Source organism: Mycobacterium sp. 1164985.4 (assembly GCF_001668575.1).
Lineage (GTDB): Bacteria > Actinomycetota > Actinomycetes > Mycobacteriales > Mycobacteriaceae > Mycobacterium.
This window is the reverse complement of the sequence record NZ_LZMD01000065.1, coordinates 63,938-84,565: the sequence shown is the minus strand read 5'-3', so window position 1 is coordinate 84,565 and position 20,628 is coordinate 63,938. Positions and strand designations below refer to the sequence as shown.

Below are 20,628 nucleotides of genomic sequence, written 5' to 3'. Positions count from 1 at the left end.
CACCACAACACCCACGATCACCGGCCCTTGTTGTCCGGATTCGCCGGATCCTGGGTCGGATCGGACCCCGCGTCGAGGGCGTCCCAGATCGCTCGTTCGGACATCTCGCCTGCGGGTTCGTCGGGCCGCGCGACCGAGCGTCTCGAGTAGCGGGCCGCCCCCGAGCGCTCGCTCGTCGCGGACCGCATCAACAGCACCGCACACGCCAGCGCCACCACGGCGGCGACGACGGTGATCACCGCCCCGACGTAGTGCCGCTGCGTACCGACGAGGTCCGCGACCGGCGACTCCGCGATGTGGGACGCGCGTACTGCCACGTCTTTGATGACCCACAAGCTGATGGCCAGGTAGGCGGTCCCGGCGCTGGCGGCCGCCACCAGCAAGGCCAACAGCCGTAGCGGCCACCCCCGCACGGCCAGCGCGGCCACGGCAGCGGCCAGCAGCAGCACGGCCAGCGGCACCAGAGCGGTCGACCAGCTACCCCCGGACAAGGCGGCGGTCTTCGGCTGGCCGAGACCGTCGAACGAGGTCACCTCGACCCACGTCATCCGCGAGGCCACCCACAGCCCCACCGCGGCGAGCACCAGACCGAGCTGGGCGACCCTGATCACGGCTCGGTCAGCGTCTCGGCGGCGGCGATCGCGTTGAGGACCGCGCGGGCCTTGTTGGCCGCCTCGGTGTACTCGTAGGGCCCGTTGGAGTCGGCGACGACGCCACCGCCCGCCTGCACGTATGCGGTTCCGTCGCGCATCAGCGCGGTGCGTATGGCGATCGCGAAGTCGGCGTTTCCCGCGAAGTCGAGATAACCGAGCACCCCGCCGTACAAGCCGCGACGCGTCTTCTCGACCTCCTCGATCAACTCCATCGCTCGCACCTTCGGCGCACCCGAGAGGGTCCCGGCCGGGAAGCACGCGGTCACGGCATCGAGCGCCGTCTTGCCGTCGGCCAGCAGGCCCGTCACCGTCGACACCAGGTGCATGACGTGGCTGTAGCGCTCGATGTGGCTGTAGTCCTCGACCCGCACGGTGCCGGGCTGGCAGACACGGCCGAGATCGTTGCGGCCCAGGTCGACGAGCATCAGATGCTCGGCGCGTTCTTTTTCGTCGGCCTGCAGTTCCTTCTCGAGCAGAAGGTCTTCCTCCTCGGTCGCGCCGCGCCACCGGGTTCCCGCGATCGGATGTGTGGTGGCCCGGCCGTCCTTGACCGTCACGAGCGCCTCAGGGCTGGAGCCGACAATCGAGAAGTCCGGTCCGCCTGCGGCGTTCGGAACGTTCATCAAATACATGTACGGGCTCGGATTGGTCACCCGGAGCATCCGGTACACGTCGAGAGGGTCGGCGGGCGTCTCCATTTCGAAGCGCTGCGAGGGCACGACCTGAAACGCCTCACCGGCCTCGATGTCGCACACCAGTTTCTCGACGATTGCCTCGTATTCCTCGCGGGTGCGCTGGGCGCGGTGTGTCGGTTCTGGCCGGCTGAACGTCGCCACCGCCGACGGCAGGTGCTCACCCAGCGCCGCGGTCATCACGTCGAGGCGGGCGACGGCGTCGTCGTACGCCCAATCGACCCGTTCGTCGGTGCCGTTCCAGTTCACCGCATTGGCGATCAGCGTGATCGTGCCCTCGTGGTGGTCGACGGCGGCGATGTCGGTGGCCAACAGCAGCAGCATGTCGGGAAGGCCCAGATCGTCGAGGGTGAGCGACGGCAACTTCTCCAGGCGACGGACCATGTCGTAGGCGAAGAAGCCGACGAGCCCGCTCGACAGCGGCGGCAGGCCCGGCACCGGCTCGGTCTTCAGCAGCTCGAGCGTGGCCCGCAGCGCCTGCAGCGGATCGCCGCCCTGGGGGGCGTCCTGCGGCGTCGCGCCCAGCCACACGGCCTCGCCGTCGCGGACGGTCAGGGCCGACGGCGCACCGGCGCCGATGAACGACCAGCGCGACCACGAACGGCCGTTCTCGGCCGATTCCAGCAGGAAGGTCCCGGGCCGGTTGGCGGCCAGTTTCCGGTACGCCGACAGCGGCGTCTCACTGTCGGCGAGCACCTTGCGCGTCACCGGCACCACGCGGTGCTCGGCGGCCAGCGCGCGGAAGTCCTCCCGCGAGGTGGTGATCGCCAGCGACGAGCCGAGGGCTGACGACGAGGCGGCGGTTTGCACGTGTCAAGTGTCCCAGACGCATCCCAGTGGTGAGGACGACGTGGGCGTGAGCGGGCTGACGAGCATGATCGGCGTTTGCGCCATGAACCGCGGTGTCCTGCCTCGATGCTCGTCCGCCGCATGCGCGGTGAACGGGTGCAGCAGGTACATGTCCCCGGGCTGGCCCGTGGCGAGCGCCTCGGGACGCGCCGCGCTGGCGTCGTCGACGAGCCTGCCCATCTCGGCGAGGCCGAGCGGCTCGGGTCCCAGAACGCGCGCCACGTCGCAGTGGGAGCCGGCCCTGATCCGCGTGGGAGCGTCGTCGGGGCCCACGTCGGACAGCAGGGTGAGCAGCAGGACGGTATGGGGACGACCGGTGATCACCCATCCCCCGTCGGCCTGAGGTGTGTTGGCGTCGATGTGCCAGCCGCGGTCGTCATTTGGCGGCGATACGGGAAATCGAACGGGGATGTTCCCCAAGGCGTGGCTCGGTGACCAACCACCTCGACCGCAGATGCGATCCAGCGCCGCAGTGAGTTTCGGGCTTCGTACCAATTCGCCGAACGGGCCGGCGCCGCTCATGTCTCCGGCCCAGCGGACGGGCTCGACCCAGTTCTCGGGTTCATCGGGCGACAACCCCAACTGTTGCCACAACGCCGCGCGCGCCGCATCGGCGACACGGCGAGGCGCCGCGGCGTCGAGCTTCACGTAACCGTCGGCAACGAACGCGTCGAGATCCACCATCAAGGCGAGGCTCTCACGGTAACCACGTCCCACACCAATGCTTTTCAGGTTCGCGGCGTAGCGTGACGGACATGAAGACGGGTGACCGAGTTGCCGAGTTCGAATTGCCGGACCAGAGGGGCAAGGTGCGGAGCCTCAGCGACCTGCTCGCCGACGGCCCGATCGTGCTGTTTTTCTACCCCGCCGCGATGACGCCGGGTTGCACCAAGGAGGCCTGTCACTTTCGTGACCTGGCCGCGGAGTTCGCCGCGGTCGGCGCGAGGCGCGTCGGGATCAGCACCGACGCGGTGGACAAGCAGGCGCAGTTCGCTGACAAGGAGCGGTTCGACTACCCGCTGCTGTCGGACGCCGACGGGGCAGTTGCCACGCAGTTCGGCGTGAAGCGAGGCCTGCTGGGCAAGTTCCTGCCGGTCAAGAGGACCACGTTCGTGATCGACACCGATCGCACCGTTTTGGCCGTGATCGCATCGGAGATCAGCATGGACAGCCACGCCGACAAGGCCCTGGAAGTGTTGCGGCAACGCCAATCGGCATGACGCCGGTCCTCGAGCTCGCCGATGTCACGTTCCGCCGCAACGGCAAGCAGATACTCGACGGCATCTCGCTGACCGTTCACGCCGGCGAGCACTGGGCGCTGCTCGGACCCAACGGCGCGGGCAAGAGCACTCTTCTCGGCTTCTGCGCCGCGATGCAGTTCCCGACGACCGGCACCGTGCGCATCCTGGGCGAGCAGATGGGCCGGGTGGACCTGGCGCGCCTGCGCCCGCTCCATCGGTCACGTCAACCCGCGGCACCGACTGCAGTACTCGCTGTCGGTACGCGAGGTGGTGTCGACCGGCATCACGGGCACCATCGACACCCCGATGCGGTGGACGCCGAGCGCGGACGAACTCACCCGGGTGCACGCGATGATCGATGCGGTCGGGTTGTCGCACAAGGCAGCTGACGTGTGGCCGACGCTATCCCAGGGTGGGCGGGGGCGGACGTTGATCGCCCGCGCCCTGGTCTCCGAACCGAAGCTTCTGTTGCTCGACCGCGACGACGCACGCGCTGCTGATCGCCGAGGGTCGCACGACGGCCATCGGACCGACGCGAGACACGGTGACGACAGACAACGTCAGCGCCGCGTTCGCCCATCCCGTGGTCGTCGGCTACGACGAAGGCCGGTGGACGGCACGCGCCAAGGCCACCCGCATCATCGACGTGTAGGACTCAGCCGTTCTCCGGCGCGAGCAGTACGTCCGCATCGAAGCAACTGTGATCGCCGGTGTGGCAGGCGCCGTCGACCTGATCGACCTCCAACAACACCGTGTCGCCGTCGCAGTCCAGGCGCACCGAGTGAACGTACTGCGTGTGGCCCGACGTCTCTCCCTTGACCCAGTGCTGTTGGCGTGACCGCGAATAATAGGTTCCCCGGCGGGTTTCCAACGTACGGGCCAACGCGAGATCGTCCATCCACGCCACCATCAGCACCTGGCCGGTGCCGCGCTCCTGAACCACGGCGGTGATCAATCCGTTGGCATCGCGCTTGAGTCGTGACGCGATGTCGGCATCGAGTGTCATCGGACGGTTATCCCTTCGGCCGCCATGGCCTCCTTCACCTGCGCGATAGTCAGCTCACGGAAGTGGAACACGCTGGCGGCCAGCACCGCGTCCGCCCCGGCGGCGATGGCGGGCGCGAAATGTTCGGGTGCCCCGGCGCCGCCGCTGGCGATCACTGGGACGTTAACGGCGCCGCGCACGGCCGCAATCATCGGCAGGTCGAAACCGGCCTTGGTGCCGTCGTAGTCCATCGAGTTCAGCAGGATCTCGCCGACGCCGAGGTCGGCTCCCCGCGTTGCCCATTCGACGGCGTCGAAACCGGTGCCCCGGCGCCCACCGTGCGTCGTGACCTCCCACCCCGACGGCGTGGGCTCCTGATCCGCCGGAACCGTGCGGGCGTCGACCGACAGCACGATGCACTGCGACCCGAACTGCCGGGACAATTCGGCGAGCAACTCGGGGCGGGCGATCGCAGCCGTGTTGACCGCGACCTTGTCCGCCCCCGCCCGCAGCAGCACGTCCACATCGGCCACCGAACGCACCCCGCCGCCGACCGTCAACGGGATGAACACCTGCTCGGCCGTGCGCTTCACCACCTCGAGCATGGTGGCCCGTCCCGACGACGACGCCGTCACATCGAGGAACGTCAGCTCGTCGGCGCCCTCGGCGTCGTAGGCCGCGGCCAGCTCCACGGGATCACCCGCGTCGCGCAAATTCGCAAAGTTGACGCCCTTGACCACCCGGCCGTCGTCGACATCCAGGCACGGGATGACCCGTACGGCAAGGTCTTTCGAGTCCATCAGAAGTCCTCGGGATCGCCAACCGAAGCAAGCAGATCGAGCAGATCCCCGTGCACGCCGGGGACGCCGGCGAGGGCCGACGGACAGTCCACGGTCCAGTCGTTGCCCGCGAGGTCGGTCACGATTCCGCCCGCGGCGCGGATCAACGCCACCCCGGCAGCGTGGTCCCACACGTGGCCGCTGAAACTGATTGCCCCACCGAGGATTGCCGCCGACGTGTACGCCAGATCGATACCGGTGGCGCCGTGCATGCGCATGCGGGAACACTTGCGGCTCAGGGTTTCGATGACGGCGAGACGGTAGCGTCCCGGCACCTTGCCACGGGATTCGACGTTGAACGTGCTGACCCCGACCATCGAGTCGGAGAGCTCCGCCGGGTCCACTTGCGGTTGCTCGACACCGTTGTAGCGCAGGGGCCCTCCCACGACGGCGGTGAAGCGCTCCTTGGTGAAGGGGATCCAGGTGAGTCCGGCGACCGGTTCCCCGTCGCGCACCAGCCCGAGCAGAATCGCCGCCATCGGAGAACCCGCGGCGTAGTTGAACGTCCCGTCGATCGGGTCGAGCACCCACACCAGCGGCGACTTCAGATCCGCGCCGCCGAATTCCTCGCCATGCACCTCGATCCCGGTTCTGGCGGTCAACGCCTCGACGACCTGGCGTTCGATGGCCAGATCGACCTCGGTGGCGAAGTCGTCGCCCTTCTTCTGCACCGCCGAGTCCGCGCGGTGTCCGTCGATGAACGGGGTCGACGCGTCGTCGAGAATCTGTGCGGCCTCAGCGACCAGGGCGTCGAGGTCGGCCGCGTCCAGCGCCATTACCGCTCCACCGCGGCCAGAGCTTCAGGCAGCGTGAATCGCCCTTCATACAGCGCTTTTCCGACGATCGCTCCCTCCACGCCACGGTCGGTAAGCGTGGCGATGGCCCGCAGGTCGTCGAGGCTCGACACACCTCCGGATGCGATCACCGGGGCGTCGGTACGGTCGGTGACTTTCGACAGCAGTTCGAGGTTCGGTCCGTTGAGCGTGCCGTCCTTGGTGACGTCGGTGACGACGAAGCGCGAACAACCTTCTCGGTCAAGCCGTTCGAGCACTTCCCAGAGGTCACCGCCGTCGGTCTCCCAACCGCGACCGCGGAGGCGGTGATCTCCGTCGACGATCTTCACGTCCAGTCCGACGGCGACCTTCTCGCCGTGTTCGGCGACGACCTTCGCGCACCACTGCGGATTCTCCAGCGCGGCGGTGCCGAGGTTCACGCGGGCGCAACCGGTCGCGAGCGCCGCTGACAGCGAATCGTCGTCACGGATACCGCCGGACAGTTCGACGGCGACGTCGAGCTTGCCGACCACCTCGGCCAGCAGTTCGCGATTGCTGCCCCGGCCGAACGCGGCGTCGAGGTCGACGAGGTGGATCCACTCGGCGCCGTCGCGTTGCCAGGTCAGCGCGGCCTCCAGCGCGGAGCCGTATTCGGTCTCGCTGCCGGCCTGGCCCTGCACCAGGCGCACAGCTCGGCCCTCGACCACATCGACGGCGGGAAGAAGAATCAGTCGTTCCGGCACTGTGGTGGTCTCCTCTTCGCGCCAGCGCTCATCGGTGGTCAACCTAATGCCTTCACCCAGTTGGCGAGTAATGCGGCGCCGGCGTCGCCGCTCTTCTCGGGGTGGAACTGCGTCGCCGACAGTGGACCGTCCTCGACGGCGGCGAGGAACGGCACGTGATGGGTGGCCCACGTCAGCTTGGCGGTGGAGCTGCCCTCCCACTGCTGGGCGGCATACGAGTGCACGAAGTAGAAACGGGTGCCCGCCTCCATGCCCGCGAACAACGTGCTGTCCTCCGGGGCATCGACCACATTCCAGCCCATGTGCGGAATGACCGGTGCGTCGAGGCGCACGACGGCGCCGAGCCACTGGCCACAACCCGTCGTCTCTACCCCGAACTCCACGCCGCGTGAGAACAGGATCTGCATGCCGACGCACACGCCCAGCACGGGACGACCGGCCGCGACCCGGTCGGCGATCAGCTTTGGACCGTCGATCTTGCGCAACCCGGCCATGCACGCCTCGAACGCGCCGACGCCGGGCACCACGAGGCCGTCGGCGTTCATCGCGGCGTCGGCGTCGGATGTGACGGTGACATCGGCGCCGACGCGCTCCAGCGCGCGCTGCGCCGAGCGGAGGTTGCCCGAACCATAGTCCAGGATGACGACTTGGTTTGTCACAGAGTGCCTTTCGTCGATGGCACACCGGTCACACGCGGGTCGTATTCGACGGCCTGGCGCAGCGCGCGGGCGACGGCTTTGTACTGCGCCTCGGTGATGTGGTGGGGGTCGCGACCGTAGATGGTGCGCACGTGCAGCGCGATGCGGGCGTTCATCGCCACCGACTCGAACACGTGCCGGTTGACCACCGTGTGGTACGGCGCCGAGGAACCGGCGATCGTGAAGTGCAGCATGTGATCCGGCTCACCGGTGTGCACGCAGTACGCCCGGCCGGACACGTCGACCGCAGCGTGCGCGAGCGTCTCATCCATGGGGATCCACGCATCGCCGAACCGGCGGATGCCCTTCTTGTCGCCCAGCGCCTGGCCGAGCGCCTGCCCGAGCACGATCGCGGTGTCCTCGATCGTGTGATGCCCCTCGATCTCGACGTCGCCCTTGGCGCGCACGGTCAGGTCGAAACTCGCGTGGCTGCCCAGCGCGGTGAGCATGTGATCGAAGAACGGCACACCGGTGTCGACGTACACCTGTCCGGTGCCGTCCAGGTCGAGTTCGACGACGATGTCGGACTCCTTGGTCTTGCGCTCGATCGTCGCGCGACGGGGTTCGTTCACGATGCTCCTACTGGGGATAGTTCGGTCGCGGCCAGGCGAGCGCTCGCTGCGAGGAACGCATCGTTCTCCTCGGCCAGACCGATGGTGACGCGGAGGTATCCGGGCATGCCGACGTCGCGGATGAGGATGCCCGCGTCGAGGTAGCGCTGCCAGGTGGCGGGGGCGTCGGCGAATTCGCCGAACAGGACAAAATTGGCGTCGCTGTCGATCACACGAAAACCCATGTCGGACAGAGACTCTGTGACACGGTTGCGTTCGGCGATGAGGGTGGCGACGCTGCCGAGCGTGTCGTCGGCGTGACGAAGCGCCGCGCGGGCGGCGGCCTGCGTGACTGAGGACAGGTGGTACGGCAACCGGACGAGCAGCATCGCGTCGATCACCGCGGGGGCGGCGGCCAGGTACCCGAGCCGACCGCCCGCGAATGCGAACGCCTTGCTCATCGTGCGGCTGACGACAAGCCGGGTCGGATACTCCTCGATCAGGCGCACCGCGCTCGGTTGCGAGGAGAATTCGCCGTACGCCTCGTCGACGATCATCACGCCGGTGCTCATGGCGTCGAGGAGGCGTCGCAGGTCGTCGAGCGGAACGCTCTGTCCCGACGGATTGTTCGGGCTCGCCACGAACACGATGTCCGGGTTGCGCTCGCCGATGGCCGCCACGGCAACCTCGATGTCGAGGCTGAAGTCGTCGCCCCGGTTGGCCACCAGCCACGCCGTCTGGGTGCCGTCGGAGATGATCGGATGCATCGAGTACGAAGGCACGAACCCGAGCGCACTGCGGCCGGGCCCGCCGAAGGCCTGCAGGAGCTGCTGCAAGATCTCGTTGGAGCCGTTTGCCGCCCAGAGGTTTTCGACGGTCAGCTGCGTGCCGGTCTGCGCCGTGAGATAGGCCGCGAGGTCGGTACGCAGCGCGACCGCATCGCGGTCTGGGTAGCGGTGCAGGTCGACCGCGACGGCGGCGACCGAAGCTGTCAGGTCGTCGATGAGCGCCCGCGTCGGCGGGTGGGGGTTCTCGTTGGTGTTCAACCGCACCGGAACGTCCAGTTGCGGTGCGCCGTACGGCGATTTGCCGCGCAGATCGGACCGCAGCGGAAGATCGTCGAGCGTCACCTTCTCTCCGATCGTCACCTCCCGAACCTCCGCCGCACCGCTTCGCCGTGTGCGGGCAAGTTTTCGGCCTCGGCGAGCGTGATCACGTAGCCGGACACGTCTTTCAGCGCGGCCTCGTCGTAATCGACGACGTGGATGCCGCGCAGGAACGTCTGCACCGACAGGCCGCTGGAGTGCCGTGCGCAGCCGGCGGTGGGCAGCACATGGTTGGAGCCGGCGCAGTAGTCGCCGAGGCTGACGGGTACGTAGGGTCCGACGAAGATCGCACCAGCGGAACGGATTTGACCCGCCACGTCGCGCGCGTCGAGGGTCTGGATCTCGAGGTGTTCGGCGGCGTAGGCGTTGACAGTGCGGATGCCCGCGTCAAGGTCGTCGACGAGAACGATGGCCGACTGCTCACCGCCGAGCGCGGCTGTCACCCGCTCGCGGTGCACCGTGGTCTGGAGTTGGTTGGCCAGTTCGCGGTCGGTCGCGTCGGCCAATTCGACGCTGGGGGTGACCAACACGCTGGCGGCCATCTCGTCGTGTTCGGCCTGGCTGATGAGGTCGGCGGCGACGTGGACGGGGTCGGCGGTGTGATCGGCCAGGATGGCGATCTCGGTGGGGCCGGCCTCGGCGTCGATACCCACCTGGGAACGGCAGATGCGCTTGGCGGCGGTCACGTAGATGTTGCCGGGGCCGGTGATCATGTCGACGGGGGCCAGCTCTGCGCCGTCGGTGTCGGTGCCGCCGTAGGCCAGCAGCGCGATCGACTGGGCTCCGCCTACCGCCCACACCTCGTCGATGTCGAGCATCGCGGCGGCGGCCAGGATCGTCGGGTGCGGAAGGCCGCCGAACTGCGCCTGCGGCGGACTGGCGATCACGAGCGAGTCAACCCCCGCGGTCTGTGCGGGCACGACGTTCATCACGACGCTCGACGGGTAGACGGCGTTGCCGCCGGGCACGTAGAGCCCGACGCGTTCGACCGGCACCCAGCGCTCCGTGACGGTGGCGCCGGGAGCGAGGGTCGTAGTCGTGTCGGTACGACGCTGGTCGGCGTGGACGGCCCGCGCGCGTTCGATGGCCACGTCGAGCGCGGTACGGACATCGGACGGCAGCTCAGCCAGGGCGCTCTGTAACTGAGCGGTAGGTACTCGGACCTGTGCGGGTCGCACTCCGTCGAAGGATTCGCCGTACTCCAGCGCCGCGTCGGCGCCGTGCTCCGCGACCGCGTCGACAATCGGGCGGACCTTCGGAACCACGGTGTCCACGTCCACTCCGCCGCGCGGCAGGGCGGACCGCAGGCGCGCAGCTGACAGCTGCGCACCCCGCAAGTCGATGCGGGCGATCGGGCCCGGCGATAGATTCACGCTGTCCATTCTCCCAGAGCAGACCAAATCGGTTATGGAGGCGCCATGCGAGCCAGTGAGCACCCGAACAACGCACCCGGCGTGCCGATGGTGTTTCCGCCGTGGTTCGAAAATCTGCAGGTCAGATACCTGAACAAAATGATCAGGCCGTTCTCCCGGCTGATGCCCGGGATGGTGACGATCAAGCACCGCGGCCGAAAGTCCGGAAAGCCGTACGAGACGATCGTCACTGTCTACCGCAAGGGCAATCTCCTCGCCGTCGCGCTAGGCCACGGCAAGACCGACTGGGTGAAGAACGTGCTCGCCGCCGGCGAGGCCGACCTGCTCTACGGCTCGCGCACGGTCCACATCGTCAACCCGCGCATCGTGCCAGCGGGCGGCGATGCGGAAGGCCTACCCTTCATGGCCCGTGTTCAAGCCAAGAAGATGGGCATCTTCGTCGCCGAAGTCGCCTGAGCTACACCCGGCTGAACACCGTCTTGCTCCGCATCGCCGGCCACGCTGCGGGCGCTTCCTCCCACGGCACGACTCGCTCCACTACGGGCGAAAGATCATGTCCGGCAAACAGTTCCAGCACCCCCGGCATCACCGCGCGCGCGTTCACCCGACCGGTGACGAACCGAACCCCGCGCGTGTACATCGGCAGCAGCGGCATCTCCACCGAGCCCTGTGCGTAGATGCCGGTGTCGGTGCACACCCCATCCGGCCACGTCGCCCGTAAAGCCGCCGCCAACAGCCCCGGGTCTGCCGACGTGTGCACCGTCACCGGATACGGGTCGGCGCTCTTGTCAGGCTTCTCGCGGTCATGCACGACCGCACCCAGCTTCTCGGCCACCGCGAGCCGTTGCGGATCGGTGTCGACATAGTCGACGTGCATGCCCGCAGCGGCCGCCGTCGCCGCCGCGTACAGGCCGATCGACAGCCGACCAACGACCAGCACCCGTCGGTCGGCCGGCGCAAGCGCCGCCAATTCGTCGACGTAGGGGCCGACACCGCGCCAACCATCCGGGATGTTGTCCGACATCGAGGCAACGGCCACCGGATCCGCCCCCTCAGGCAACCGCATCAGCATCGCGTCGGCATAGGGCACCAGCACCACGTCGGCCATGAAGCCGCCGCCATCGAGTCCCGCCAGCGGCGCCATCCCGTACATCGCCATCAACGGCAGCGCCGAGCAGGACCCCGTCGCCCCTCGCAGGCAGGCGCTGCACTCTCCGCAGCTCATCTGGAACGGCACGATGACCCGATCTCCGACCTTCACGCCGCGCACGTCCTCACCGACAGCCACCACCTCGGCGACGCCCTCATGCCCCACCGCGTGGCCCGGCGGCATCGGCAGCCTACCGGCCACCACGGCGACGTCGAGGTCGCAGCACGCCACGGCCAGCGGTCGAACAAGCGCCTGGCCCGGCCCGGTCAGCTGTGGGTCGGGCGCCTCACGCCAGACGTATTTTCCGGCGTCTTCGAACATCAGCTGGTGCATGGCCAACCCTTTCTGGAATGAACGCTCAACTATTCTTGAGCGATCTTTCTAGTAAAGTCAAGGGCATGCCTCGTCCGGACCGTAGCCGTACCGCGCTGATCGACACCGCGGCGCTCCTGTTCCGCAGGCAGGGTTACGCCGCAACCGGGGTGAACCAGATCCTCGAGACAGCAGACGTCAAGGCCGGCTCGCTCTACCACCACTTCCCCGAGGGCAAGCAGCAGTTGGCCGCCGCAGTTGTCCAGCGCGTCGGCACCGCCATCGAGCAGCGGCTTCGCACACTGCTCACCACACAATCGCCGGTCCCCGACCTGATCGACGGCTGGATCGACCTGATGGCCTCAGGGCTTACCGCCGACCCGCGCGACGGCTGCCCCATCGAACCGATCGCCACCGAATCGGTCGACGCCAGCGCAGTGGTCCGGCAAGCATCGAGAGCCGCCTTCACGGGCTGGCGCGACGCCGTCGCCGACCGGCTGCGCGCCGACGGCTGGACACAGAGCGAGGCCGAGCAGACCGCGCTGGCCCTGATCGCGCTCGTCGAGGGCGCGCTGATGCTCTCCCGGATCGCCGGCGATACGACAACGCTTGACGCCGCGAAGGCCGCGGCCAGGACTCTGCTGAGCCGCTGAGCTACTTGCAGAGCTCGGTGATGCTCTTGTTCTCGGCGTCGGCGTCGGCGAGCCGTTTCGCTTGTGCCGGATCGTCGTTGGGCACCCCCGCCGTGGCGTTGGCACCGATGTCCATCAGGTTGTCCGCGAATTGGCGGACCTTCTCGGTGAGCACGACCGGCGTGGCCGGATCGAGCCGGTCGAGCAGGTACTGACCGCCGTCGTACAACGAGATCCGCGCGTTGGCGGCCACCGCCTGCGCGCCGGTGACGTCCTGGGCACCACCCTCGGGCTGCATGTTCGTGTTGAGCGTGATGCCTTTTCGGACGACGTCCGCCGCGCTGCAGATTTTAGTTTTCGCGTCGGCGACCTGAGTTGAGTCGAATCCGGGCTCGGATCCGCTCGTCTTGTACAGCGTCCACCCCGCGAGTGCGAGCGCGGCGACGGCCAAGACCAGGCTGATGCCGACCAACAACGTGAGACGGCGCGACGCATCCTCATCCACGCGCTCGATGCTATCGGCCGTTCTAGATATCGAGTCCGATATCGAGCACCCGCACAGAATGGGTGAGGGCCCCGACCGCCAGATAGTCGACGCCGGTGCCCGCATATTCCGCCGCACTCTCCAGCGACAGCCCGCCGGAAGACTCCAGTTTCGTTGCAGGCGAGCGAGAGTCACGGCGCTGAACCGCAATCTGGGTCTGCCACACCGGGAAGTTGTCGAGCAGCACGAGCTCGACGTTCTCGGCCAACACCTCGTCGAGCTGCTCGAGCGAGTCGACTTCGACTTCACATTCGAGGTCGGGCGCGGCCGCGCGTACGGCCCGCAGCGCCGCCACCACCGACCCGGCGGCCGCGACATGGTTGTCCTTGATCAGCGCCGCGTCGCCGAGCCCCATCCGGTGGTTGACGCCGCCACCGACGCGCACGGCGTACTTCTGCAGCGCGCGCAAGCCCGGCAACGTCTTTCGCGTGTCGCGGATCTTGGCCCCTGTGTCGGCCACCGCATCGACCCACGCCGCCGTCGCGGTGGCGATACCCGACAGGTGGCACACCAGGTTCAACGTGGTCCGTTCGGCCGTGAGCAATCCCTGCGTCGGAGCCTCCACGGTGAGCACGACACCACCCGGTTCGAGCCGGCTACCGTCCTCGACGCGGTGCTTGACCAGATAATCGCCGGCGCCTATCACCTCGTCGAAGGCCAGCAGCGCGATGTCCACACCCGCGATCACACCGGGCTCGCGGACCACCATCGACGCCGTCGTTCTGGCGTCCGCGGGGACCGTCGACAGCGTGGTGACGTCCGGGCCGTAACGCAGATCCTCTTCGAGGGCGCGGGCGATCACCCTGCGAGCCTCGGTGAGCTCGTCGGCGGTCAACTCCATCAGCAGCACACCCCCGCCGGGAGCAAAGAGCGTGCCTGCGCCGGGTCGGTGTCCGGGTAGTCGCGGCGATGGTGGCACCCCCGAGACTCGGTGCGGGTCAAGGCTGCCGCGGCGACGGCCGCCGCGGCGGTGGTCAGCGCCGCGTCCTCGAAGTCGGCGCGCGACGCAATGATCCGTTTCGGCGCGGTATCGAGTTCCTTGGCCAGGACGCACAGGCCGTCGGCATCGCGGACCACGCCGGCGTTTTTCGTCATCGCCCGCTGCAGGTCGGCGCGTGGCAGCGCCCGCCGTACGACCGGCGCGGGCGGCCGCGCCGTCACGGGTCCGCTGACCAAAGCGTATGCGGCGGCGGCGTTTCCGGCCCGGCTTCCGATCACGAGTCCCTCGAGCAGGCTGTTCGACGCCAATCTGTTGGCGCCGTGCATGCCCGTGCGGGCAACCTCGCCGGCGGCGAACAGGCCCTCGAGTTCGGTGCGTCCGTACACATCGGTGACCACGCCGCCACAGCTGTAATGGGCGCCGGGCAGCACGGGGATAGCCTCGAGCGTCGGGTCGATACCGGCCGCCCGGCAGGCCGCGGTCACCGTCGGGAATCGCTTCTCGAAATTGACGATTCGCCGGGCGTCGAGGAACACGCACGGCGCTCCCATCTGCTCCATGCGGGCGTTTATCGCACCTGCCACGACGTCGCGCGGTGCCAGGTCACCCATCGGGTGCACGCCTTCGGTGACGGACCGGCCCTCGGAGTCAACGAGTCTCGCGCCCTCTCCACGGACGGCTTCGGTGATCAACGGACGCCTGCCCGCAGTATTGCCATCGAAGAGCATGGTGGGGTGGAACTGGATGAACTCGATATCGCTGATCGGAACTCCGGCCCAACTGGCCAGCGCGACACCGTCTCCCGTCGATCCTTCGGGGTTCGTCGTCGCCGAGTAGAGATGGCCCAATCCGCCGGTCGCGAGGATCACCGACGGTGCGTGCACCACCCCTAGACCGTCGTCGTTGAGCACCAGCACGCCGGTGACCGCACCCGCATCTTGCAAGATCTCGACCGCGACGTGGTTGTGGCGGATGTCGAGCGTGGCGGCGGCGCCGTTGAGGGCGCGCTGCACCTCGGCGCCGGTCGCATCGCCGCCGGCGTGGATGATCCGGCGCCACGAATGCCCGCCCTCGCGGGTCAGCGACCACGTCCCCCGTGTCGACTCGTCGAATCGCGCGCCGTGGTCGACCAGTTCCGCGACCGCACGGTATCCGTCGGTCACGATCGAGCGCACCGCGTCGGGGTCGCAAAGCCCCGCACCTGCGGTGAGCGTGTCGGCGATGTGCGACTCGATCGAGTCGCCGTCCTCGCGCAGCGCGTCGGGCAGCACGACCGCGATACCACCCTGGGCGTAGAACGTCGCCGTATCACCGGTCTTGCTGAGCACCATCACTTTTCGGCCACGACGATGTGCGGCCAGCGCCGCCACCAGCCCTGCCACGCCGGTGCCGATGACGACGACGTCGGCGCGCTGCTGCCAATGACTGCCCCACCTGCCGGCACCGCAGGCCGCCGGGCGGGTCATTCTCCGCCGCCGGGCTGGCCGATTTCGATCATGCGTTGCACGCTGGCCCGCGCCAACCGGGCGGTTTCGGGATCCACGTGCACCTCGTCCTTGCCCTCCACCAGGCAGCGCAGCAGCGCGGCGGGGGTGATCATCTTCATGAACCTGCAGGAGGCGCGGTCGTTGACCGCCATGAAGTCGACTCTCGGTGCGGCGCGGCGCAATTGGTGCAGCATCCCAACCTCGGTCGCGACCAGCACCTGGCGGGCGCCGGTCTCGCGGGCGGCATCGAGCATCCCGCCGGTGGACAGGATCTTGACCCGCTCCTCCGGGAACGCGCCCTCCCCCGCGAGGTACAAAGCCGATGTCGCGCAACCGCATTCGGGGTGCACGAACAGTTCGGCATCGGGGTGCGTGCGGGCCTGATCGGCGAGCTCGTCGCCGTTGATCCCGGCGTGTACGTGGCATTCACCCGCCCACACGTGCAGGTTCTTGCGACCGGTCACGCGCCGGACATGTGCGCCGAGGAACTGGTCCGGGCAGAACAGCACCTCGCGGTCCTCAGGAATCGATGCCACCACCTCGACCGCGTTCGATGACGTGCAGCAGATGTCGGTCTCGGCCTTCACCGCTGCGGTGGTGTTGACGTAGGACACCACGACCGCGTCGGGATGTTCGGCTTTCCACGCACGCAGTTCGTCGGCGGTGATGGAGTCGGCGAGCGAACAACCCGCACGCTGGTCCGGGATGAGCACCGTCTTGTCCGGTGACAGGATCTTGGCGGTCTCGGCCATGAAGTGCACGCCGCAGAACACGATGGTGTTTTCACTGACGTCGGCGGCGATCCGCGACAGCGCCAGTGAATCACCGACGCGATCGGCGACGTCCTGGATCGCGGGCAGCTGATAGTTGTGCGCCAGCAGCGTCGCGCCCCGTAGGTCGGCAAGGCGACGAACCTCGGCAGCCCATTCCTCGTCGCCGTCGACCCCGGAGAAGCCGGTGGGGCCGTCGATGATGCGGCTCGAGAGGTCGTCTGCGGGCATACGGTCCAGAACCGTCATGGCCGCCTCCTTCGTCCAGATCGGGTTTTCGACTTATAATCGAAAACATGGCACATATTAGCACCGCGCACGAGGTGCTCGCCGCTGTGTTCCAGGTTCGGGAGGTCCGAGACGACACCCAGGGAGCCACCGACCGGAAACCAGCACTTCACGTGCTGTTGTGGCAACGGGCACTCGATCCGCAGCGCGGCAGATGGTCGCTTCCCGGCGGGCGACTCGGCGACGACGAGGACCTCACCAGCTCCGTCCGCCGTCAACTCGCCGAGAAAGTGGACCTGCGTGAGCTTGCCCACCTCGAGCAGCTCGCTGTTTTCTCGGACCCACACCGCGTCCCCGGCGACCGGACCATCGCGTCGACGTTCCTCGGGCTGGTGCCCTCCCCCGCGACGCCGGAACTGCCCCCGGACACGCGCTGGCATCCGGTCAGCGACCTGCCGCCGATGGCGTTCGACCACGGCACGATGGTCGAACACGCCCGCACCCGGCTGGTCGCCAAACTGTCCTATACGAACATCGGGTTCGCCCTGGCGCCAACCGAATTCGCACTGTCTGCGCTGCGGGACATCTACAGCGCCGCCCTCGGTCACCACGTCGACGCGACCAATCTGCAACGCGTGCTCGAACGTCGCAACGTGATCACCCGCACGGGCACCACGGCGCGGTCGGGTCGCAGCGGCGGCCGACCGGCGGCGTTGTATCGGTTCACCGAGGCGCGCTACCGGGTGACCGACGAATTCGCCGCCCTGCGCCCGCCCGGGTGAGTCGACTGGATTCTTAAGGCTTCCTTAAGTAACAATGGCGAAATGTCTCTGGGCAACGCCGCGCCAGCCTCAGGTGCCGAGTGGATCGGGCACGTACCCCACGAAGACCTGTCGCGCGGCGCCCGTCCGCTGCTTCCGGCCGACGATCCGTTCTATGAACCGCCGAGCGGTTTCCAGCACGCCGAACCCGGCACCGTGTTGCGCAGTCGCGACGTTGAGCTGGCCTTTTTCGGTCTGATCCCGCAGAAATTCACCGCGACGCAGCTGCTGTACCGCACCACCGACATGAACGGTGAACCGGAGGCCACCGTGACCACGGTGATCGTGCCGGCCGAACGGGCGAACCGCAGCGTCGTGCCGGTGATCTCCTACCAGTGCGCGATCGACGCCGTGTCCTCACGCTGCTTCCCGTCGTACGCGCTGCGCCGCAAGGCGGTGGCCACCGGCGCGCTCGCCCAGCTGGAGTTCCTGCTGATCGCCGCGGCACTCGCCGAGGGATGGGCGGTCTCAGTGCCCGACCACGAGGGGACGAGGGGCCTTTGGGGCACGCCCTACGAACCGGGCTATCGCATCCTCGACGGCCTGCGCGCCGCGGTGAGCTGCGAACGACTCGGGCTGGATGAGTCCGCGCCCATCGGGCTCTGGGGCTATTCCGGCGGTGGGCTTGCTTCGTCGTGGGCCGCGGAAATGCACAACCAGTACGCGCCCGAGCTCAACATCGTCGGCGCGGTGCTCGGCTCCCCCGTCGGGGACCTCGGACACGCCTACCGGCGGCTGAACGGCAGCCTGTACTCCGGGCTGCCCGCGATGGTGGTCGCGGCGCTGAGCCACGTCTATCCGGACCTCGACCGGGTCATCCAGGAACACGCCACAGAAACCGGCAAGGCGATGTTGCTGCGCATCCAGGACATGACCACCGCGCAGGCCGTGCTGCGGTTTGCGGGCATGGACATGGGCAAGCTGGTCGACCGGCCGCTCAACGAGATCCTGGACCTGCCCGAGGTCAAGCACGTCTTCGACAGCATCAAGTTGGGCACCGCCGTGCCCACGCCGCCCGTGCTGGTCGTGCAGGCCGTGCACGACCGGATCGTCTCGGTCGACGACATCGACGAACTCACCGAGATCTACCGCAGCGGCGGCGCTTCGGTGACGTACCACCGCGACATGTTCAGCGAGCACATGTTGCTGCACCCGATGTCGGCGCCGATGGCGCTGCGCTGGCTGATCGACCGGTTCGACGGCAAGCCGCTCTCCGAGCATCTGGTGCGCACGACCTGGCCGACGCTGCTGAACCCGATGACCTATGTCGGCATGACGCGGCTGGTCCGCATCGCGGTCAAGGTGATGACGGGCCGGCGGGTGGAGCGCTCTCCGCTGTAACCGCCGGGGCGGTCGGCGGGACGAATGCCGGCACCTCGACCGGCGGCCATGCGCCGAGATCGTCGCGCGCGGTCGACACGGCGGCCAGCGAGTAGACGAGCGCCGCGACGGCTGCCGGGAACAGGATCGTCAGCACCGCCTGTATCGGCGAGTGCCCGAAGAACACCGGCGGCGCCTCGGTGACGTAGTGCACGCGGTGTTCGTTGGTCACCGGCGCGGCGGCGACGTCGATGGTCCCGTAGCGCAAGTGGACGAGAAGCGCTCCCACTCCGGCGGCCACGCCCGCCGCCAGCATGCATCCGGACACCAGCGCGGCGGTCATCGCCGGACCGCGGTGCACCCGCCACTGCCACACCGCCGTGGCCGCGACGACCGAAACGACGCAGAGCATGCCGACGAGCAGGAACGCCGCGACGAAGAAGTGGTCTCCCTCGTTGCCCAGATGGGCGCGGACACGGTCGCCGTCACGCGCCAGCGCGACGACGCCGTGGATCGGCGGCGCCAGCCACGCCCACAGTGCACCGATCAGCGCGCCGACCGCCGCCAGCAGCACCACCACCGTCAGCGTCGCACGGGTACGCGAGATCTTCGGCGCCGCAGAGTCGTTCATCGCTGTTCCAGATCTTTCGAATCGGTCAGCCCGTGTCGCGAGCATTTCGCCGACCAGCCGTCGGGGCGTACCTGAACGATCATCCGCCGGCCGCACTCGGCGCAGAATCGGGGCGGCTCCAGACCAAGCTGGGCCGCGGTCGGCACCGCGGTGCCGTCGGGCTCACCCGTGTAGACGTTGAACGCCATACCCGTACGTTCTAACTGCCGCCTCAGAGGCTGGCATTGAGCGCCTTGATCGGCATCTGCAGATCCTCGAGCAGTTCGAGGTCCGACTCGGCCGGCCGGCCCAGCGTGGTCAGGTAGTTGCCGACGATGACGGCGTTGATGCCGCCGAGGATGCCCTTCTTGGCGCCCAGATCGCCGAGGGTGATCTCCCGGCCACCCGCGAAGCGCAGCATGGTGCGCGGCAGCGCCAGGCGGAACGCCGCGACCGCACGCAGCGCATCGACGGCAGGCAGCACCTCGAGGTCGCCGAACGGGGTGCCCGGTCGCGGGTTGAGGAAGTTCAGCGGGACCTCGTGCGGATCGAGCTCGGCCAGATTGGCGGCGAACTCCGCGCGCTGCTCGAGGGATTCGCCCATGCCGAGGATTCCGCCGCAGCAGACCTCCATGCCCGCCTCGCGGACCATCTGCAGGGTGTCCCAGCGCTCCTCCCACGAATGCGTGGTGACGACGTTGGTGAAGAACGACCGCGCGGTCTCCAGATTGTGGTTGTAACGGTGCACGCCCATCTCGGACAGCTGGTCGACCTGCTCCTTGGTCAACATGCCCAGCGAGCACGCGATCTGGATGTCGACCTCGTTGCGGATCGCCTCGATGCCGGCGGCGACCTGCGCCAGCAGCCGCTCGTCGGGTCCGCGCACGGCGGCGACGATGCAGAACTCCGTCGCACCGGTTTTCGCGGTCTGCTTGGCCGCCTCCACCAGGCTCGGGACGTCGAGCCACGCGCTGCGTACGGGCGACGCGAAAAGCCCTGACTGCGAACAGAAGTGACAGTCCTCGGGGCACCCGCCGGTCTTGAGGCTGATGATGCCCTCGACCTCGACGTCGGGACCGCACCACGCCATCCGCACCTCGTGCGCCAACGCGAGCAGGTCGTCGAGGCGATCATCCGGCAGCTGCAGCACCTGCAGCGTCTGGTCCTGGTTCAGACCTTCGCCGCGCTCGAGCACCTGCTCGCGGGCCACTGCCAGAATGTCGCTCACGGATCACCTCTCGCCACTTGAACACGTCGGCGGGCCGACAATTGAACACGTCGGCGGGGCCGACACTTGAACACGTCGGCGGG

General features: G+C 68.2%; 24 protein-coding genes and 1 pseudogene. 6 read left to right on the top strand and 19 right to left on the bottom strand.

Translation table 11 applies throughout. The features are described 5' to 3' along the window. Window positions 1–17: 17 nt before the first annotated feature. From A5650_RS12740 to A5650_RS12730, 3 genes are read right to left on the bottom strand one after another with little or no spacing between them, the layout of a single operon-like run. Complete coding sequence (locus A5650_RS12740; RefSeq protein ID WP_067291430.1) at window positions 18–611, bottom strand: TIGR02234 family membrane protein; 594 nt, start codon at window positions 609–611, stop codon at window positions 18–20. Further along, window positions 608–2,155 (bottom strand): anthranilate synthase component I, encoded by a 1,548-nt coding sequence (locus A5650_RS12735; RefSeq protein WP_067291427.1) that lies wholly within the window; start codon window positions 2,153–2,155, stop codon window positions 608–610. Before A5650_RS12735 ends, A5650_RS12740 begins: the two co-directional genes overlap by 4 nt. 3 nt (window positions 2,156–2,158) lie before the next feature. Further along, complete coding sequence (locus A5650_RS12730) at window positions 2,159–2,878, bottom strand: phytanoyl-CoA dioxygenase family protein (protein WP_067291424.1); 720 nt, start codon at window positions 2,876–2,878, stop codon at window positions 2,159–2,161. A 71-nt stretch (window positions 2,879–2,949) separates the two neighbouring features. Here A5650_RS12730 and A5650_RS12725 point away from each other — a divergent pair, with 71 nt between their 5' ends. Further along, a complete protein-coding gene (locus A5650_RS12725) occupies window positions 2,950–3,414 on the top strand; it encodes a peroxiredoxin (protein WP_067291422.1) in 465 nt (154 codons plus the stop codon). After that, window positions 3,411–4,087: pseudogene (locus A5650_RS12720) on the top strand (ABC transporter ATP-binding protein). Before A5650_RS12725 ends, A5650_RS12720 begins: the two are co-directional and overlap by 4 nt. A gap of 3 nt (window positions 4,088–4,090) precedes the next feature. On the opposite strand, the gene hisI reads toward A5650_RS12720, so the two are convergent. From hisI to hisD, 8 genes are read right to left on the bottom strand one after another with little or no spacing between them, the layout of a single operon-like run. After that, entirely contained in the window at window positions 4,091–4,441 is a 351-nt protein-coding gene (gene hisI / locus A5650_RS12715; RefSeq protein WP_067291416.1) for a phosphoribosyl-AMP cyclohydrolase, read from the bottom strand. Continuing rightward, window positions 4,438–5,220, bottom strand: coding sequence for an imidazole glycerol phosphate synthase subunit HisF (gene hisF / locus A5650_RS12710; RefSeq protein ID WP_067291413.1), 783 nt, complete (start codon window positions 5,218–5,220; stop codon window positions 4,438–4,440). The genes hisI and hisF overlap by 4 nt, the downstream gene beginning before the upstream one ends. Further along, window positions 5,220–6,035, bottom strand: a complete 816-nt coding sequence (locus tag A5650_RS12705; protein ID WP_067291410.1) for an inositol monophosphatase family protein — start codon at window positions 6,033–6,035, stop codon at window positions 5,220–5,222. Before A5650_RS12705 ends, hisF begins: the two co-directional genes overlap by 1 nt. Then, on the bottom strand, window positions 6,035–6,763 hold the full coding sequence (priA, locus tag A5650_RS12700; protein WP_502687071.1) for a bifunctional 1-(5-phosphoribosyl)-5-((5-phosphoribosylamino)methylideneamino)imidazole-4-carboxamide isomerase/phosphoribosylanthranilate isomerase PriA: 729 nt from the start codon (window positions 6,761–6,763) through the stop codon (window positions 6,035–6,037). The genes A5650_RS12705 and priA overlap by 1 nt, the downstream gene beginning before the upstream one ends. A gap of 50 nt (window positions 6,764–6,813) precedes the next feature. Further along, window positions 6,814–7,434 (bottom strand): imidazole glycerol phosphate synthase subunit HisH, encoded by a 621-nt coding sequence (gene hisH, locus A5650_RS12695; RefSeq protein WP_067291407.1) that lies wholly within the window; start codon window positions 7,432–7,434, stop codon window positions 6,814–6,816. Further along, complete coding sequence (hisB, locus tag A5650_RS12690; protein WP_502686749.1) at window positions 7,431–8,063, bottom strand: imidazoleglycerol-phosphate dehydratase HisB; 633 nt, start codon at window positions 8,061–8,063, stop codon at window positions 7,431–7,433. Before hisB ends, hisH begins: the two co-directional genes overlap by 4 nt. Then, entirely contained in the window at window positions 8,042–9,172 is a 1,131-nt protein-coding gene (locus A5650_RS12685) for a histidinol-phosphate transaminase (RefSeq protein WP_067291404.1), read from the bottom strand. Before A5650_RS12685 ends, hisB begins: the two co-directional genes overlap by 22 nt. Beyond that, the gene (hisD, locus tag A5650_RS12680; RefSeq protein ID WP_197501858.1) at window positions 9,169–10,512 is read right to left on the bottom strand and encodes a histidinol dehydrogenase; all 1,344 of its coding nucleotides are present in this window, start codon (window positions 10,510–10,512) and stop codon (window positions 9,169–9,171) included. Before hisD ends, A5650_RS12685 begins: the two co-directional genes overlap by 4 nt. A gap of 36 nt (window positions 10,513–10,548) precedes the next feature. Here hisD and A5650_RS12675 point away from each other — a divergent pair, with 36 nt between their 5' ends. After that, window positions 10,549–10,959, top strand: coding sequence for a nitroreductase family deazaflavin-dependent oxidoreductase (locus A5650_RS12675; protein ID WP_067291400.1), 411 nt, complete (start codon window positions 10,549–10,551; stop codon window positions 10,957–10,959). 1 nt (window position 10,960) lies between these two features. Here the strand turns inward: A5650_RS12675 and A5650_RS12670 are convergent, their stop codons facing one another. After that, window positions 10,961–11,986, bottom strand: a complete 1,026-nt coding sequence (locus A5650_RS12670; protein WP_067291395.1) for a zinc-dependent alcohol dehydrogenase — start codon at window positions 11,984–11,986, stop codon at window positions 10,961–10,963. A 65-nt stretch (window positions 11,987–12,051) separates the two neighbouring features. Here A5650_RS12670 and A5650_RS12665 point away from each other — a divergent pair, with 65 nt between their 5' ends. Continuing rightward, window positions 12,052–12,618 carry a TetR/AcrR family transcriptional regulator gene (locus A5650_RS12665; protein WP_067291392.1) on the top strand — a complete coding sequence of 189 codons (567 nt, stop codon included), beginning with the start codon at window positions 12,052–12,054 and terminating at the stop codon, window positions 12,616–12,618. Between the two features lies 1 nt (window position 12,619). Here A5650_RS12665 and A5650_RS12660 read toward each other — a convergent pair whose 3' ends face one another. From A5650_RS12660 to nadA, 4 genes are read right to left on the bottom strand one after another with little or no spacing between them, the layout of a single operon-like run. Continuing rightward, window positions 12,620–13,102: a hypothetical protein gene (locus A5650_RS12660; protein WP_067291389.1), complete on the bottom strand. Its 483-nt coding sequence runs from the start codon at window positions 13,100–13,102 to the stop codon at window positions 12,620–12,622. Between the two features lie 22 nt (window positions 13,103–13,124). Next, entirely contained in the window at window positions 13,125–13,982 is an 858-nt protein-coding gene (gene nadC / locus A5650_RS12655; RefSeq protein WP_067291703.1) for a carboxylating nicotinate-nucleotide diphosphorylase, read from the bottom strand. Next, window positions 13,982–15,547 (bottom strand): L-aspartate oxidase, encoded by a 1,566-nt coding sequence (locus tag A5650_RS12650; protein ID WP_067291386.1) that lies wholly within the window; start codon window positions 15,545–15,547, stop codon window positions 13,982–13,984. The genes nadC and A5650_RS12650 overlap by 1 nt, the downstream gene beginning before the upstream one ends. Then, a complete protein-coding gene (nadA, locus tag A5650_RS12645) occupies window positions 15,544–16,587 on the bottom strand; it encodes a quinolinate synthase NadA (RefSeq protein ID WP_067291383.1) in 1,044 nt (347 codons plus the stop codon). Before nadA ends, A5650_RS12650 begins: the two co-directional genes overlap by 4 nt. Before the next feature lie 47 nt (window positions 16,588–16,634). Here nadA and A5650_RS12640 point away from each other — a divergent pair, with 47 nt between their 5' ends. Both A5650_RS12640 and A5650_RS12635 read left to right on the top strand, forming a co-directional pair. Then, complete coding sequence (locus tag A5650_RS12640; RefSeq protein WP_067291379.1) at window positions 16,635–17,348, top strand: NUDIX hydrolase; 714 nt, start codon at window positions 16,635–16,637, stop codon at window positions 17,346–17,348. Between the two features lie 42 nt (window positions 17,349–17,390). Then, window positions 17,391–18,728: a lipase family protein gene (locus A5650_RS12635; protein WP_067291376.1), complete on the top strand. Its 1,338-nt coding sequence runs from the start codon at window positions 17,391–17,393 to the stop codon at window positions 18,726–18,728. Here the strand turns inward: A5650_RS12635 and A5650_RS12630 are convergent. Genes A5650_RS12630 through bioB form a run of 3 tightly spaced genes read right to left on the bottom strand, consistent with a single transcriptional unit; the run spans window position 18,685 to window position 20,545 of the window. Continuing rightward, the gene (locus A5650_RS12630; protein ID WP_067291373.1) at window positions 18,685–19,338 is read right to left on the bottom strand and encodes a DUF2567 domain-containing protein; all 654 of its coding nucleotides are present in this window, start codon (window positions 19,336–19,338) and stop codon (window positions 18,685–18,687) included. The two genes, A5650_RS12635 and A5650_RS12630, sit on opposite strands and share 44 nt — an antisense overlap. Then, a complete protein-coding gene (gene bsaP / locus A5650_RS12625; protein WP_064395549.1) occupies window positions 19,335–19,526 on the bottom strand; it encodes a biotin synthase auxiliary protein BsaP in 192 nt (63 codons plus the stop codon). The genes A5650_RS12630 and bsaP overlap by 4 nt, the downstream gene beginning before the upstream one ends. A 23-nt stretch (window positions 19,527–19,549) precedes the next feature. After that, complete coding sequence (gene bioB, locus A5650_RS12620; RefSeq protein ID WP_067291369.1) at window positions 19,550–20,545, bottom strand: biotin synthase BioB; 996 nt, start codon at window positions 20,543–20,545, stop codon at window positions 19,550–19,552. Window positions 20,546–20,628: the final 83 nt, after the last annotated feature.

Coding starts and splice junctions, on each gene's coding strand:
- A5650_RS12730 (WP_067291424.1), bottom strand. CDS start 2,878: ATGGTGGATCTCGACGCGTTCGTTGCCGACGGTTACGTGAAGCTCGAC.
- A5650_RS12725 (WP_067291422.1), top strand. CDS start 2,950: ATGAAGACGGGTGACCGAGTTGCCGAGTTCGAATTGCCGGACCAGAGG.
- hisI (WP_067291416.1), bottom strand. CDS start 4,441: ATGACACTCGATGCCGACATCGCGTCACGACTCAAGCGCGATGCCAAC.
- hisF (WP_067291413.1), bottom strand. CDS start 5,220: ATGGACTCGAAAGACCTTGCCGTACGGGTCATCCCGTGCCTGGATGTC.
- A5650_RS12705 (WP_067291410.1), bottom strand. CDS start 6,035: ATGGCGCTGGACGCGGCCGACCTCGACGCCCTGGTCGCTGAGGCCGCA.
- hisD (WP_197501858.1), bottom strand. CDS start 10,512: ATGGACAGCGTGAATCTATCGCCGGGCCCGATCGCCCGCATCGACTTG.
- A5650_RS12675 (WP_067291400.1), top strand. CDS start 10,549: ATGCGAGCCAGTGAGCACCCGAACAACGCACCCGGCGTGCCGATGGTG.
- A5650_RS12670 (WP_067291395.1), bottom strand. CDS start 11,986: ATGCACCAGCTGATGTTCGAAGACGCCGGAAAATACGTCTGGCGTGAG.
- A5650_RS12665 (WP_067291392.1), top strand. CDS start 12,052: ATGCCTCGTCCGGACCGTAGCCGTACCGCGCTGATCGACACCGCGGCG.
- nadC (WP_067291703.1), bottom strand. CDS start 13,982: ATGGAGTTGACCGCCGACGAGCTCACCGAGGCTCGCAGGGTGATCGCC.
- A5650_RS12650 (WP_067291386.1), bottom strand. CDS start 15,547: ATGACCCGCCCGGCGGCCTGCGGTGCCGGCAGGTGGGGCAGTCATTGG.
- nadA (WP_067291383.1), bottom strand. CDS start 16,587: ATGACGGTTCTGGACCGTATGCCCGCAGACGACCTCTCGAGCCGCATC.
- A5650_RS12640 (WP_067291379.1), top strand. CDS start 16,635: ATGGCACATATTAGCACCGCGCACGAGGTGCTCGCCGCTGTGTTCCAG.
- A5650_RS12635 (WP_067291376.1), top strand. CDS start 17,391: ATGTCTCTGGGCAACGCCGCGCCAGCCTCAGGTGCCGAGTGGATCGGG.
- A5650_RS12630 (WP_067291373.1), bottom strand. CDS start 19,338: ATGAACGACTCTGCGGCGCCGAAGATCTCGCGTACCCGTGCGACGCTG.
- bsaP (WP_064395549.1), bottom strand. CDS start 19,526: ATGGCGTTCAACGTCTACACGGGTGAGCCCGACGGCACCGCGGTGCCG.